This window comes from Alishewanella sp. SMS8 (assembly GCF_030737935.1).
GTDB classification, from domain to species: domain Bacteria; phylum Pseudomonadota; class Gammaproteobacteria; order Enterobacterales; family Alteromonadaceae; genus Alishewanella; species Alishewanella maricola.
This window is the reverse complement of the sequence record NZ_JAPJEA010000001.1, coordinates 208,829-222,085: the sequence shown is the minus strand read 5'-3', so window position 1 is coordinate 222,085 and position 13,257 is coordinate 208,829. Positions and strand designations below refer to the sequence as shown.

At 46.5% G+C, this 13,257-nt stretch carries 13 protein-coding genes; 3 read left to right on the top strand and 10 right to left on the bottom strand.

Annotated elements, in window-relative coordinates; all coding sequences use genetic code 11:
• Positions 1-81: 81 nt before the first annotated feature.
• The 5 genes from purB to ORJ01_RS01035 all read right to left on the bottom strand — a co-directional run bounded on the left by purB (position 82) and on the right by ORJ01_RS01035 (position 4,439).
• Complete coding sequence (purB, locus tag ORJ01_RS01055; protein WP_306176648.1) at positions 82-1,452, bottom strand: adenylosuccinate lyase; 1,371 nt, start codon at positions 1,450-1,452, stop codon at positions 82-84.
• A 26-nt stretch (positions 1,453-1,478) separates the two neighbouring features.
• The gene (gene hflD, locus ORJ01_RS01050; RefSeq protein WP_226750929.1) at positions 1,479-2,102 is read right to left on the bottom strand and encodes a high frequency lysogenization protein HflD; all 624 of its coding nucleotides are present in this window, start codon (positions 2,100-2,102) and stop codon (positions 1,479-1,481) included.
• Positions 2,103-3,206 (bottom strand): tRNA 2-thiouridine(34) synthase MnmA, encoded by a 1,104-nt coding sequence (gene mnmA, locus ORJ01_RS01045; protein WP_306176647.1) that lies wholly within the window; start codon positions 3,204-3,206, stop codon positions 2,103-2,105. It abuts the gene before it with no gap.
• Positions 3,207-3,275: 69 nt separating this feature from the next.
• Positions 3,276-3,731 (bottom strand): NUDIX domain-containing protein, encoded by a 456-nt coding sequence (locus ORJ01_RS01040; RefSeq protein WP_226750931.1) that lies wholly within the window; start codon positions 3,729-3,731, stop codon positions 3,276-3,278.
• 42 nt (positions 3,732-3,773) lie between these two features.
• Complete coding sequence (locus ORJ01_RS01035; RefSeq protein ID WP_371930703.1) at positions 3,774-4,439, bottom strand: rRNA large subunit pseudouridine synthase E; 666 nt, start codon at positions 4,437-4,439, stop codon at positions 3,774-3,776.
• A gap of 181 nt (positions 4,440-4,620) precedes the next feature.
• On the opposite strand from ORJ01_RS01035, the gene ORJ01_RS01030 reads away from it, so the two are divergent.
• Complete coding sequence (locus ORJ01_RS01030; RefSeq protein ID WP_306176645.1) at positions 4,621-6,849, top strand: NADP-dependent isocitrate dehydrogenase; 2,229 nt, start codon at positions 4,621-4,623, stop codon at positions 6,847-6,849.
• 231 nt (positions 6,850-7,080) lie between these two features.
• On the opposite strand, the gene cspD is transcribed toward ORJ01_RS01030, so the two are convergent.
• Entirely contained in the window at positions 7,081-7,293 is a 213-nt protein-coding gene (gene cspD / locus ORJ01_RS01025) for a cold shock domain-containing protein CspD (RefSeq protein WP_226750933.1), read from the bottom strand.
• Between the two features lie 201 nt (positions 7,294-7,494).
• Here cspD and clpS point away from each other — a divergent pair, with 201 nt between their 5' ends.
• Both clpS and clpA read left to right on the top strand, forming a co-directional pair.
• Positions 7,495-7,815, top strand: a complete 321-nt coding sequence (gene clpS, locus ORJ01_RS01020) for an ATP-dependent Clp protease adapter ClpS (RefSeq protein ID WP_226750934.1) — start codon at positions 7,495-7,497, stop codon at positions 7,813-7,815.
• A gap of 62 nt (positions 7,816-7,877) precedes the next feature.
• Positions 7,878-10,142: an ATP-dependent Clp protease ATP-binding subunit ClpA gene (gene clpA / locus ORJ01_RS01015; RefSeq protein WP_306176644.1), complete on the top strand. Its 2,265-nt coding sequence runs from the start codon at positions 7,878-7,880 to the stop codon at positions 10,140-10,142.
• 135 nt (positions 10,143-10,277) lie between these two features.
• On the opposite strand, the gene infA is transcribed toward clpA, so the two are convergent.
• The 4 genes from infA to trxB form a co-directional block, all read right to left on the bottom strand.
• Positions 10,278-10,496 carry a translation initiation factor IF-1 gene (infA, locus tag ORJ01_RS01010; protein ID WP_008610216.1) on the bottom strand — a complete coding sequence of 73 codons (219 nt, stop codon included), beginning with the start codon at positions 10,494-10,496 and terminating at the stop codon, positions 10,278-10,280.
• Between the two features lie 95 nt (positions 10,497-10,591).
• Entirely contained in the window at positions 10,592-11,317 is a 726-nt protein-coding gene (locus tag ORJ01_RS01005) for an arginyltransferase (RefSeq protein ID WP_306176642.1), read from the bottom strand.
• 8 nt (positions 11,318-11,325) lie between these two features.
• The gene (gene aat, locus ORJ01_RS01000) at positions 11,326-12,039 is read right to left on the bottom strand and encodes a leucyl/phenylalanyl-tRNA--protein transferase (protein WP_306176641.1); all 714 of its coding nucleotides are present in this window, start codon (positions 12,037-12,039) and stop codon (positions 11,326-11,328) included.
• A gap of 194 nt (positions 12,040-12,233) precedes the next feature.
• Positions 12,234-13,190: a thioredoxin-disulfide reductase gene (gene trxB / locus ORJ01_RS00995; protein ID WP_306176640.1), complete on the bottom strand. Its 957-nt coding sequence runs from the start codon at positions 13,188-13,190 to the stop codon at positions 12,234-12,236.
• Positions 13,191-13,257 lie beyond the last annotated feature (67 nt).

The window sequence follows — 13,257 nt, the reverse complement described above, 5'->3', positions numbered from 1 at the left end:
TTGCCAGCTTAAAACGAATAAAGGCGAGTTGCTCGCCTTTATTCGTCAATGCCACATCAAGCTGCAGTGACAACTAAGTGGTTAGTCTAATAACTCAACTAACCGTATCGCATCACCAATATAACCGGCTGGGCTAAGCTGTTTCATTTCCGCTTTAGCCTGCGCCGGTAAGTCTAGGCCATCAATAAACAAGGCGAGATCATTGGCGCTGATCCGCTTACCGCGAGTCAGTTCTTTTAACTTCTCGTAAGGTTTCTCGATGCCATATTTACGCATAACAGTTTGCACCGGCTCGGCCAGTAATTCCCAGTTAGCGTCTAATTCGGCTCGTAAATTGGCTTCGTTCACTTCTAACTTACTGATGCCTTTTAACGTGGCTTGATAAGCAATTAAAGTATAACCAAAACCGACGCCAAGGTTACGTAATACGGTTGAGTCAGTCAGATCGCGCTGCCAACGAGACACCGGTAATTTGGCTGAAAGATGGTTAAACAGCGCGTTAGCAATACCTAAGTTACCTTCTGAGTTTTCAAAATCGATCGGGTTTACTTTATGCGGCATGGTCGATGAACCAATTTCACCGGCAATCGTTCTTTGTTTGAAGTGACCCAAGGCAATGTAACCCCAGACATCACGATCAAAATCCAGCAAAATGGTATTGAACCGCGCAATGGCATCAAATAATTCGGCAATGTAATCATGCGGTTCGATTTGTGTGGTGTACGGGTTCCACGTAATGCCCAGCGAGCTGACAAAACGCTCCGCAAATTGATGCCAATCGATATCCGGATAAGCCGATAAGTGGGCGTTGTAGTTACCGACAGCGCCATTTATTTTACCCAGTAGGCTGATCGCTGCGATTTGTTCACGCTGACGCTTTAAGCGCATGTAAACATTGGCCATCTCTTTACCCATGGTGGTTGGCGAGGCTGGCTGACCATGCGTTCTGGCCATCATAGGAACGGCTTTTAAATCAACCGCTAGCGTTTTCAGTGCGCTAAGCAGTGCATCACACTCAGGTAATAAGACTTGGCTGCGCGCATCGTGTAGCATTAACGCGTGTGATAAGTTGTTGATGTCTTCAGACGTACAGGCAAAGTGGATAAATTCACTGATGGCCGCTAATTCGCTGTTGTTAACAACTTTTTCTTTTAACAGATATTCTACCGCTTTAACGTCATGGTTCGTTGTGCGCTCAATATCTTTAACACGCTGGGCATCGGCTAAACTAAATTCGCTGACAATCTTATCTAAAATGGCATTTGCTTCGGCAGATAACGCCGGTACTTCAGCAATTTTTGGCTCTGCCGCCAGTTGTTGTAACCAACGCACTTCGACAGTGACCCGGTATTTAATTAAACCGAATTCGCTGAAAATTGGGCGTAGGGCAGCCGCTTTGCTACCGTAGCGACCATCCACCGGCGAAATTGCGGTAAGGGCATTAAGTTCCATGAAATCTCCTGAGGTATCGTGCTTAGTTAGATACTGTTTAATGCGGCTTCTGCCGCAGCCAATAATTTACGTCGCTTAAAAACAAAATGCAGCCGGCTTCCACCTGCTTGACGCCAAAGCACTGCTGCTCGCACAGCGGCTAGCAGTAATGCTCGTACCTTATGCTGCACACTGTTTTGACTGAGTAAGTCGGGTTGACCGTAAATTTGAATACGGGCCCCCAAGCTGCTGATACATTCGGTATAGATGTCTGCTAACTTAGCGATTATGTTTTCGTCTGTTACGGTAAAGTGCTGTAACTGACGGTCCATCTGCTGTAACTGATTGCCGAGCTGCTGCATATTCTTGCTGTTTTTATTCAGACGGCGCTCTAGCGCTAATACGCCGACTAAATAGCGGGTTAATTCGACATCTTTTTTTGGTTTATCAGCAAGTTGTTCGATAATGAGTTCAAAACCCTGCCGCAAGTTTTGCATCTCACCGCCATAAATATCGAGCGGCTCAGCCGGGTTAAGATTAACAACACTACCAAGCGCAATGGCTAATTGACCTTGTTGCGATTCGCTGCTGCGAGCAACCGTTTGCACCAATTTTACTGCTTGGCACAGGCCCGCTAAAGCAATTAATTGAGTTTGTAACGATGCTTCCATTTAGTTTAACGCCTCATCAATAATGCCGCCGCCCAAACAGACTTCATTTAAATAAAATACGGCAGACTGACCTGGAGTAACGGCCTTTTGTGGCTGATCAAATTCGACTTTTAACCGACCTTCAGACAACGGCGTAACCAAACAAGCAATGTCGGTTTGACGGTAACGAGTTTTCACCGTTAAGCGCTGCGGTTGTTGCGGCCCCGTGCGATCAACCCAGTCTAATTGCGTGGCAATTAAGCCGCTAGACAACAGGGCCGGATGGTCATGGCCTTGTGCCACTAATAAATGATTTTTCTGAAGATCTTTACCCACCACATACCAAGGTTCGTCGCTGCCATCACGTAGCCCGCCAATACGCAAGCCTTTACGTTGGCCAAGGGTGTGATACATCAAGCCATCATGTTGCCCAATCACTTTCTGATCATCAATACTGACAATATCGCCTGGTTGTGCCGGTAAATATTGTTGTAGAAAATCTTTAAATTTGCGTTCGCCAATAAAACAAATACCGGTGGAATCTTTTTTGTCGTGGGTGATCAAGCCTTGTTGTTCTGCAATAGCACGCACGGCCGGCTTTTCTAGCTCACCTACCGGAAACAACGTTTGCGCAATATGCTGTTCAGCGAGTGTGTATAAAAAGTAACTTTGATCTTTATTTTGATCTAAACCACGCAGCATTTGCCAATGGCCGTCTTGAAAGCGGCGGCGCACATAATGACCGGTAGCAATATAATCGGCTTGCAAGGCTTCAGCGGCAAATTCAAGAAAGGCTTTAAATTTGATTTCTTTGTTGCACATGATATCGGGATTTGGCGTGCGACCGGCTTGGTATTCAGCCAAAAAGTACTCAAACACGTTATCCCAATATTCAGCGGCGAAGTTGACTTTGTGCAGCTTAATGCCGAGCTTATCGCACACGGCTTGCGCGTCGGCCATATCTTCGGCGGCAGCACAGTATTCGTCATTATCGTCTTCTTCCCAGTTTTTCATAAACAGGCCTTCAACCTGATAACCCTGTTGTATAAGTAACCAGGCTGATACTGAGGAATCTACGCCGCCAGACATTCCGACGATGACTTTTTTACTGCTGTTATCTGACATGACACCGCACTTAACTTAGCTGAAAATTAAAGGCGCGGATTATACCACCAAATTTAGTCGGGCAAAATGCTAACGCAGCGGCTCAATCAGATTAAGTGCCAACCGAGTGCCTTGTAAGTAGCTATTGATGGCATCATGCACCAGTCGACTGCGTGCTGGAACGGGGTGCTGGCGTAATTCGTCGGCGCTTAGCCAATGCAAGGCGAGTATATCGTTATCTTGCGGTTGGTAGTGTTGCGGTAGCGAGTCGGGTTCAAATAAAAAGTTAATCCGCACATAAGTATGACCGTTACTTGCCGCTAATTGTGAGATGCCAAGCCAAGCAGTAGGCGTGAGTATTAAACCGGTTTCTTCTGTCACTTCGCGACATACTGCACTGAGTACATCTTCATCTTCTTCCATATGTCCAGCTGGCTGATTCAGTACTTTATGACCGTGTTGCTTGTCTTGCTCTTCCACAAATAAAAAACGGCCTTGATACTGAATAACCGCAGCCACGGTCAAATGTAATCGATTTCTACTCATGCAGTGTCATCCTGTAAAGCAAATAGCCCTTAACAGAGCCGTTTAACGGGTTAGCGGGATAGTACGGCTCATACCCGGTGCTAGATCGGCCAGTTGCCAATCACCAATTTGCCAGCGCACTAAGCGCAGCGTAGGAAAGCCGACCGCAGCGGTCATCCGTCTAACTTGCCTATTACGGCCCTCGCTAATGGTTAAACTTAGCCAACTGGTTGGAATATTAGCGCGATAACGCACGGCTGGGGTGCGAGGCCACAGCTCGGGCTCGGCCATCCGTTGTGCTTGGGCGGGCAGGGTGAGGCCATCTTTGAGTTGCACACCTTGGCGCAATTGCTGCAGTGCCTGTTCGCTAATGTCACCTTCAACTTGTACCCAATAGGTTTTAGGGGCTTTAAATTTCGGATCGCTGATGCGTTGCTGGGTTTTACCGCAGTTGGTCAGTAATAACAGGCCTTCACTATCTCGATCTAAGCGACCTGCCGCATACACATCTGGAATATCAATATAGTCTGCCAGCGTAGCGCGCGGTGGGGTACTGTTGTCGGTAAACTGGCTTAACACATCAAAAGGCTTATTAAAAAGCACTAAGATCGGTGTTGTAACACTCTCGCCATTGTTTTTTTTGAAAAAGCCCTTATGTTTGGATTGGGCTGCTGATGTTGATTTTTTCACACAAATTCTCGACGTTAATCTGGGGCAAACCGCCGCCATTACCAGTAAGCATCCTAACGCGTGAATTAGAACATTTACTGGTCGGTCATACTGCGCCTGTTTTAATCTGATTGATGCTGATATAATCAGTCGGTTTTTTGGCTGCGTTTAAAACAATTTCCACACTCGGGTGGCAATGGCCCTGTCAATGCGATCCGTCGATTACAATACAGGAACTAACATGTCGAATGAAAGTGCAAAAATTATTTACACCATAACTGACGAAGCGCCAGCACTGGCGACCCAGTCTTTATTGCCAATTATCGAGGCGTTCTCTGCCGCTGCCGGCGTAGTGGTTGAAACCCGCGACATTTCATTGTCAGGTCGGATTATTGCCAGCTTCCCTGAGTTTTTGACACCAGAGCAACGGATCAACGACGACTTAGCTGAGTTGGGTGAATTAGCTAAACAGCCAGACGCAAACATTATTAAATTACCGAATATTAGCGCTTCATTACCGCAATTAAAAGCAGCGATAAAAGAATTACAAGCGCAAGGTTATGCTTTACCTGATTACACAGAAGAGCCAAAAACCGAGCAAGAACGTGATGTTAAAGCGCGTTATGACAAGATCAAAGGCTCAGCCGTAAACCCGGTTTTACGTGAAGGTAACTCGGATCGTCGTGCGCCGGCTTCGGTTAAGCAGTATGCGCGTAAAAACCCTCACAGCATGGGTGCTTGGAGCAGCAGCTCAAAATCACACGTTGCCCACATGAGTGCCGGCGATTTTTATGGCTCTGAATTATCTACCACTATGGCGGCAGCGGATGTGTTAAAAATCAGCCTGCAGCAAGCCGATGGCAGCGTACAAGTACTTAAAGAAAAAGTGCCAGTATTAGCCGGTGAAGTAGTTGATGCTACCATGATGAGCGTAGCCGCCTTACGCGAGTTTTACGCCGCTGAGATTGAAGATGCCAAAGCGCAGGACGTGTTGTTCTCGTTACACTTAAAAGCCACCATGATGAAAGTGTCGGATCCAATCTTGTTCGGTCATGCGGTTAAAGTATTCTACAAAGAAATTTTCGCAAAATACGCCACAACCTTTACTCAATTGGGTTTAGATGTTAACAACGGTATCGGCGATTTATACGCCAAGTTACCGCAGTTACCTCAAGCTGAACAAGACGCGATTAAAGCTGATATTGCCGCGCTGTATGCGGATAAACCCGCCATGGCGATGGTAAACTCTGATAAAGGTATCACCAACCTGCACGTGCCAAGCGATGTGATTATCGATGCATCTATGCCAGCGATGATCCGTAGCTCAGGTCAAATGTGGGGTCCAGATGGTCAATTAAAAGATACCAAAGCGGTCATCCCTGATCGTTGCTATGCCGGTGTTTATCAAGAGACTATTGCCTTCTGTAAGCAAAACGGTGCTTTTGATCCTCGTACCATGGGCTCAGTGCCTAACGTTGGCTTAATGGCGCAAAAAGCCGAAGAATACGGTTCACACGATAAAACGTTTGAAATCGCCGCGGCAGGTACTGTTGTGGTAACCAACAGCAAAGGCGAAACCGTGTTCAGCCATAAAGTTGCGGCCGGTGATATTTGGCGTATGTGCCAAGTAAAAGATGAGCCGATCCGTGATTGGGTTAAATTAGCGGTTAATCGCTCACGTTTAAGCAACACGCCAGCCATTTTCTGGTTAGACAACCAACGTGCTCACGATGCTGAATTGATCAAGAAAGTGCATGCTTATTTAGCGGATCACGACACTGATGGTTTAGATATTCAAATCATGTCGCCGGTAGAGGCAACCCGTCATACCTTAGCGCGTATGAAACAAGGTTTAGACACGATTTCGGTAACCGGTAACGTATTACGCGATTACTTAACCGATTTATTTCCGATCCTTGAGCTGGGTACCAGTGCCAAGATGTTATCCATAGTGCCATTGATGAACGGTGGTGGTTTATTTGAAACGGGTGCAGGCGGTTCAGCACCGAAGCACGTTGAGCAATTCGTGCAAGAAAACCACTTACGTTGGGATTCATTGGGTGAGTTTTTAGCGTTAGCGGCGTCGTTAGAACATTTAGCCCAAGTTGCTGATAACAAGGTTGCGCAGATCTTAGCGGATACGTTAGATAAAGCCACCGCTCAGTTTTTAGATAACGACAAATCACCACGCCGTAAAGCGGGTGAGTTAGATAACCGTGGTAGCCATTTCTATTTAGCCATGTACTGGGCACAAGCGATGGCGCAACAAACTGCGGATGCTGCTTTAGCCAGCCGTTTTGCTAAGCTAGCCGACGCTCTGCAGTCTGGCGAGCAGCAAATATTGGCCGAGTTAAACGGTGTGCAAGGTCGTGAAGTGGATATCGGTGGTTACTACCGTCCGGATCAAAGCAAGGCTGCAGCGGCCATGCGTCCAAGTTCAACACTAAACGCTGCCTTAACTGCCCTGTAAGCATTTGGGCAAGTTGTTTGGTTAAGCAAAAAGGCGCAACCCTCGGGTTAGCGCCTTTTTTCTGCCTGTAGTCACTGTAATGTAGAGAGAACAGCCAACGTTGTGAACCTGAAACAGCTCAGCAAGCTTGTGGATTGTACTCGGGCAGTTTAGTAAGCCACATCGGTTATTGGGGCAAGCTAACATTATGGCTAATGAACTTACCGAAATAACCGTAACGTGTTCGCTTACTTATTCTTCGCCAGGAAGTTTGATATTAACTGCATGTAAGCCCTTAGGCCCTTCAGACAAGTCAAACTCGACATCCTGACCCGCTTTTAGCGTGCGGTAGCCGTCCATGGTGATGGTTGAATAATGCGCGAAGATATCTTCGTCGCGCCCATCTTCCCGGATAAATCCAAATCCTTTTGCATTATTGAACCATTTTACTTTACCGGTAGCCATACTACTTACATCCTTCTCTAAGTTTAGCTATATTCTGTATGCTTGAGCTTCATGTTAGAGGAGCTTTTTGGTTGCTCCACTATCTAATGTAGATAATTTGTACAGACAGTCAAGGTATTTGCTGAAATATGCTAAATACTTTTACGCAATTTTAATTGAAGCGCCTTTGCTGGATGGCGCGCGCATGGCTATAGTTTATTTATGAGCGGTAATAACAATCCAAACGTACACTTTGATGACATTGCAGAATTAACGCGGCAACGACTGGCGCCACCCCCTATGTACAAGGTGGTTTTGCACAATGACGATTTCACGCCTATGGATTTTGTTATTGATGTGCTGTCACGGTTTTTTAACCTGCAGTACGAGCAGGCAACAGAAATTATGCTGAAAGTTCATTATGAGGGTAAAGCTGTTTGTGGCATCTACACGGCAGAAATAGCAGAAACTCGCGTACAGCAGGTCAGTGATTATGCCAAGGAGCATCAGCATCCGCTGTTATGCACCATGGAGCGAGCATAATCCAATGGGAACACCGACTGTGGTCGGAGAATTATCTAACTCAGGTGGATTAGGAGTAGTGCATGTTAAATAAAGATCTTGAGTTGACACTGAATGCGGCTTTCAGGTTCGCGCGTGACCGTCGTCATGAATTCATGACAGTAGAACATCTGCTGTTGTCCTTACTCGATAACCCTGCAGCAGGAGCAGCGTTAAAATCCTGCGGGGCTAATATTGATAAATTGCGCCACGAATTGGCCAGCTTTATTGACTCCACTACACCCGTATTACCCGAAGGCGAACTCGAGCGGGATACCCAACCTACTTTAGGTTTTCAACGTGTTTTACAGCGCGCGGTATTTCACGTGCAGTCTTCAGGTAAGTCAGAAGTCACCGGCGCCAATGTGTTGGTGGCGATTTTCTCAGAACAAGAGTCTCAGGCGGTGTATCTTCTGAAAAAAATCGATATCACACGCTTAGATGTAGTCAATTACATTTCACACGGCATCGCTAAAACCGAAAAGCTGGAGCAGCATGACGATACGCCCCCTGAAGATATGGGCGAATCCTCGACTGATGAGCATCGTTATTTAGAAAACTTCACGGCAAACTTAAATCAATTAGCGAAAAATGGTCAAATTGATCCGTTAATTGGCCGTGATGCCGAAGTCGAGCGGGCGGTACAAATTTTATGTCGGCGTAAAAAGAATAACCCTTTACTGGTTGGTGAAGCCGGGGTGGGCAAAACCGCCATTGCCGAGGGCCTAGCGTGGCGTATTGTGCAACAACAAGTGCCTGAGGTGATTGCTGACGCAACGATTTACTCATTAGATATGGGCGCGTTACTGGCCGGTACCAAATACCGTGGCGACTTTGAGAAACGCTTAAAATCGCTACTAAAAGAAGTGGAACAAGAAAAAAATGCCATCTTATTTATTGATGAAATTCATACCGTAATTGGTGCTGGTGCCGCCTCTGGTGGCGTTATGGATGCCTCGAATTTAATTAAACCGTTATTATCCAGTGGGCGTTTACGCTGCATGGGTTCAACAACCTATCAAGAATTTAAAAGTATCTTTGAAAAAGATACTGCCTTGGTACGTCGTTTCCAAAAAATTGATGTGTTAGAACCGAGTGTTGACGACACGACGCGTATTTTAATTGGTTTAAAAGAGCGTTATGAAAAACATCACAACGTTAAATATACCCAAAAAGCGTTGCGTGCGGCAGCGGAGTTATCGGCAAAATACATTAACGAACGGCATTTACCAGACAAAGCCATCGATGTCATAGATGAAGCCGGCGCGTCACAACGCTTATTACCGGCCTCTAAGCGCCGTAAAACGATTAACGTGGCAGAGATTGAACAAGTTATTGCCAAAATTGCGCGCATCCCTGAGAAGTCGGTATCGGCTTCAGATAAAGATGTGTTAGCCAATTTAGATCGTAATCTAAAAATGGTGGTGTTTGGTCAGAACGAACCGATTGATGTATTAACCTCGGCCATTCGTTTATCTCGCTCAGGTTTGGGCAATGAAGAAAAGCCGATTGGTAATTTCTTATTTGCGGGGCCAACCGGTGTGGGTAAAACCGAAGTGACCAAGCAATTGGCAAAAGTGATGGGCGTAGAGTTATTACGCTTTGATATGTCTGAATATATGGAACGCCATGCGGTGAGCCGCTTAATTGGCGCGCCGCCAGGCTATGTCGGGTTTGAACAAGGCGGCATGTTAACCGATGCCGTGTCTAAGCATCCCTATTCGGTGGTGTTGTTAGATGAAATTGAGAAAGCGCACTCCGATATCTACAACATTCTGCTGCAGGTCATGGATCATGGCACCCTAACCGATAATAATGGCCGGAAGATTGATTTTAGAAACGTGGTGTTGGTGATGACCACCAATGCGGGTGTACAAGAAACCATCCGTAAAACCATTGGCTTTAAGCAACAAGATCATAGCCATGATGCGTTAGCCGAAATTAACCGGACTTTTAGCCCTGAGTTTCGTAACCGCTTAGATGGCATTATTTGGTTTAAGCATTTAGATCCTGACATTATTTTGCAAATCGTTGATAAGTTTATCTGTGATCTGCAAGTGCAGTTAGATAAAAAACAGGTGTCGTTAGAGTTAACTGCCGAAGCAAGACAATGGTTAGCAGACAAAGGCTATGATCCGGCAATGGGCGCACGGCCGATGGCGCGGGTAATTCAAGAGCATTTGAAAAAGCCGTTAGCGAACGAAATCTTATTTGGTAGTTTAAGCAGTGGCGGCGACGTGAAAGTCAGCTTAGTTGCTGATGCGCTGCAGTTTGATTATCAATCGAGCCAAGCTTTAGCAGATGCCTGATGAGTAAGCAGTTGCTGCCTAATCGGGTAGTGGCTGCTTGTTTAATTACTCGTCATCAAAAATGATTTAACGCAAAAACCCGGCGAATGCCGGGTTTGTCCAATAAACGAAAGCGTGTTCGTTTTTGGCTAATGCTTAACGCTGACGGAAAACGATCCGGCCTTTGGTTAAGTCGTACGGCGTCAGTTCAACCGTGACTTTGTCGCCCGTTAAGATGCGGATATAGTTCTTACGCATTTTGCCAGAGATATGAGCGATCACAACGTGACCGTTTTCTAGTTCAACTTTGAACATCGTATTTGGCAGGGTATCCAAAATGGTACCTTGCATCTCAATTACATCTTCTTTCGCCATTCAGCGTACTCGCCTCTATAAAAAATTGGGTGCCTTCGAAAAACAGCGCAGATTGTGCCGAAAAGCCGTCGATAAGTAAAGCAGCAAGCGCTTTTTTACGCAAATGAATGCCAGTAACCATTAAAAAAACGCTGATGAGGTCGAAATTCGCTCTTATAGGCCATTTTTTTGCAGCCTTCAATTTGATAGCCAAGATAAACAAAACGCCGATCGGTGGTCGCTGCGAAGTCTAATAGATATAAAATCGCCAGCTTACCCGGTGAAAACCGAGCCCCTTCAGCAGCGAAAAAAGTATAAACCGCGGAAAAACTATCACTAAGATCATCAATGATACTGACTGCCATTAACACATCAGCTTGATACAGCTTTAACAAGCGGATAGGTTGCCAGTAGCTATGTAATAACGAGTGTAATTGTTCATCTGTAGCCGGAAACATCACACTGTCAGCATGTTTAAAAGCGATATAGCGGCTGAATAGGGCAAATAACTCGGTGTATTCTGCGCTATCAATTTGGGGGGCGTCACTCAGTTTATAATGCCAACGTTCGCGCTGTGCTTTATTTAATATGCGTCGCTGTGCGGCACTGGGTTGAAAATCGCTCACCAGTATCCGTAATGATTGGCAGGCACTGCAGTCTGCACAGTGCGGTCGATAAATTTGATCCCCACTGCGCCGGAAATTATAGGCGATGAGTTGGCTATAGGTATCGGCTTCAATTGGCTCAGGACCAATTAATACGGCTAATTGTTCTTGTTGTTCATGGAGATAACTGCAGGTTGTCGGCTGCGTTAAACCAAATTGTAAGGCAATATTTTCCATTCAGGACCTTAATACTGCAACGTTAAGGTTTGCGCTTGCCAATGTTTTGCCGGTGCCGGCAGAGTGCGGAGTTGTTGCAGCAATTCGAGGTAATCGGCTCTTGGCATGGTACTGGCACCTTGTTTTAATAAAAAAGGGTTGGGTAGCTGACAATCAATCCAGCCCGGTGCATAACGCTGTAAATGTTGTTGTAGCGCAACGAGCGCGAATTTAGCGCCATTGTCGATACGGTTGAACATCGATTCTCCACAAAACAACTGGCCTAATTGTACACCGTACAACCCTCCGACTAACTGCTGCTGTTGCCAGATTTCAATACTGTGCGCTAAGCCCTGTTGATGAAGCGCAATATAGGCTTGCTGAATATCAGGCAAGATCCATGTTTGTGCTTGGCTTGGTCGGGGGGCCGCGCAAAGTTTCACCACGGCAGCAAAGTCATGATTAAGGGTAATCTGCAGCTCGGATTTTTGCCATTGTTTACGCAAGGTGCGATTTAATTGCAGCGTGTTAGGAGGAAATACCGCACGCGTACCCGGGCTCCACCATAACAGCGGATCGCCATCGGCAAACCAAGGAAAAATACCAGACTGATAAGCCAACGTTAACCGTGCCACCGATAAATCCCCGCCCATCGCCAACAAACCATCCGGCTCGGTCAACGCTTGACTTACCGGGGGGAAAACAAGTGAATTAACAGTTAGCTCAGGTAAATAAATCGGCATAGCAATGTCCGGTTAAAAAGCACTAAAAACCCCGTTACAACGCCAACCTGTCTCTGAGTGAGGTCTAACCTGTCTCAGAGTGCAGTCTGACCAGTGTCTGAGTGTGGTCTAACCTGTCTCAGAGTGCGGTCTGACCAGTCTCAGAGTGTGGTTGGACCTCACTCTGAGACGTTTAAGGTGTTAACAGGGATGGCTTATTTGGCAAGGGCGTCTAGGTAGCGCTCAGCATCTAGTGCAGCCATACAGCCTGAACCGGCTGAGGTGATGGCTTGACGATAAATATGGTCGGCAACATCACCGGCAGCGAAAACGCCTTCAATACTGGTTTGTGTCGCGTTGCCTTCAGTACCACTGTGTACTTTCAGGTAGCCGCCGTTCATTTCTAGTTGGCCAGCGAAGATGTCGGTATTCGGTTTATGACCAATGGCAATAAAGACGCCTTGTAAGGCGATATCTTTAGTCGCTTTCCCTTGGGTTGAGGCTAAACGTACACCATTCACGCCCATATCATCGCCTAGCACTTCTTCTAAGGTGCGGTGCGTGTGCAGAATAATGTTACCGCTGGCCACTTTGGCCATTAAACGGTCGATTAAGATTTTTTCTGCTTTGAAGGTATCGCGGCGGTGCACTAAATGCACTTCTGCAGCGATATTGGCTAAATACAGCGCTTCTTCCACTGCGGTATTACCGCCACCGATCACTGCTACTTTTTGGTTACGATAGAAGAAACCATCGCAGGTAGCACACGCTGAAACACCACGGCCGCTGTAAGCTTGCTCTGACTCTAAACCTAGATATTTAGCCGAAGCGCCGGTACAGATTATCAGCGCATCGCAGCTGTATTGGCCGTTATCACCCGTTAAAATAAAGGGGCGCTGTTGTAATTGCACGGTATGAATATGGTCAAACACGATCTCGGTATTGAATGCTTCTGCGTGAGCCTGCATCCGTTCCATTAACGCTGGGCCTGTTAAACCATGCGCATCACCCGGCCAGTTTTCGACTTCAGTGGTGGTGGTTAATTGACCACCTTGCTGCATGCCGGTAATTAATACCGGTTGTAAGTTAGCACGGGCGGCATAAACGGCGGCCGTGTAACCGGCAGGGCCTGAGCCAAGAATAAGTAATTTGCTGTGTTTTATCTCTGACATCAGAGCGCTCCATTATCAATCATCAAAACAAGTAGGCGGATTCTACGGCAAAGGCCGAGCAAAGCGA

Coding starts and splice junctions, on each gene's coding strand:
- mnmA (WP_306176647.1), bottom strand. CDS start 3,206: ATGTCAGATAACAGCAGTAAAAAAGTCATCGTCGGAATGTCTGGCGGC.
- ORJ01_RS01040 (WP_226750931.1), bottom strand. CDS start 3,731: ATGAGTAGAAATCGATTACATTTGACCGTGGCTGCGGTTATTCAGTAT.
- trxB (WP_306176640.1), bottom strand. CDS start 13,190: ATGTCAGAGATAAAACACAGCAAATTACTTATTCTTGGCTCAGGCCCT.
- infA (WP_008610216.1), bottom strand. CDS start 10,496: ATGGCGAAAGAAGATGTAATTGAGATGCAAGGTACCATTTTGGATACC.
- clpA (WP_306176644.1), top strand. CDS start 7,878: ATGTTAAATAAAGATCTTGAGTTGACACTGAATGCGGCTTTCAGGTTC.
- clpS (WP_226750934.1), top strand. CDS start 7,495: ATGAGCGGTAATAACAATCCAAACGTACACTTTGATGACATTGCAGAA.
- cspD (WP_226750933.1), bottom strand. CDS start 7,293: ATGGCTACCGGTAAAGTAAAATGGTTCAATAATGCAAAAGGATTTGGA.
- hflD (WP_226750929.1), bottom strand. CDS start 2,102: ATGGAAGCATCGTTACAAACTCAATTAATTGCTTTAGCGGGCCTGTGC.
- ORJ01_RS01005 (WP_306176642.1), bottom strand. CDS start 11,317: ATGGAAAATATTGCCTTACAATTTGGTTTAACGCAGCCGACAACCTGC.
- aat (WP_306176641.1), bottom strand. CDS start 12,039: ATGCCGATTTATTTACCTGAGCTAACTGTTAATTCACTTGTTTTCCCC.
- ORJ01_RS01030 (WP_306176645.1), top strand. CDS start 4,621: ATGTCGAATGAAAGTGCAAAAATTATTTACACCATAACTGACGAAGCG.
- ORJ01_RS01035 (WP_371930703.1), bottom strand. CDS start 4,439: ATGGCGGCGGTTTGCCCCAGATTAACGTCGAGAATTTGTGTGAAAAAA.
- purB (WP_306176648.1), bottom strand. CDS start 1,452: ATGGAACTTAATGCCCTTACCGCAATTTCGCCGGTGGATGGTCGCTAC.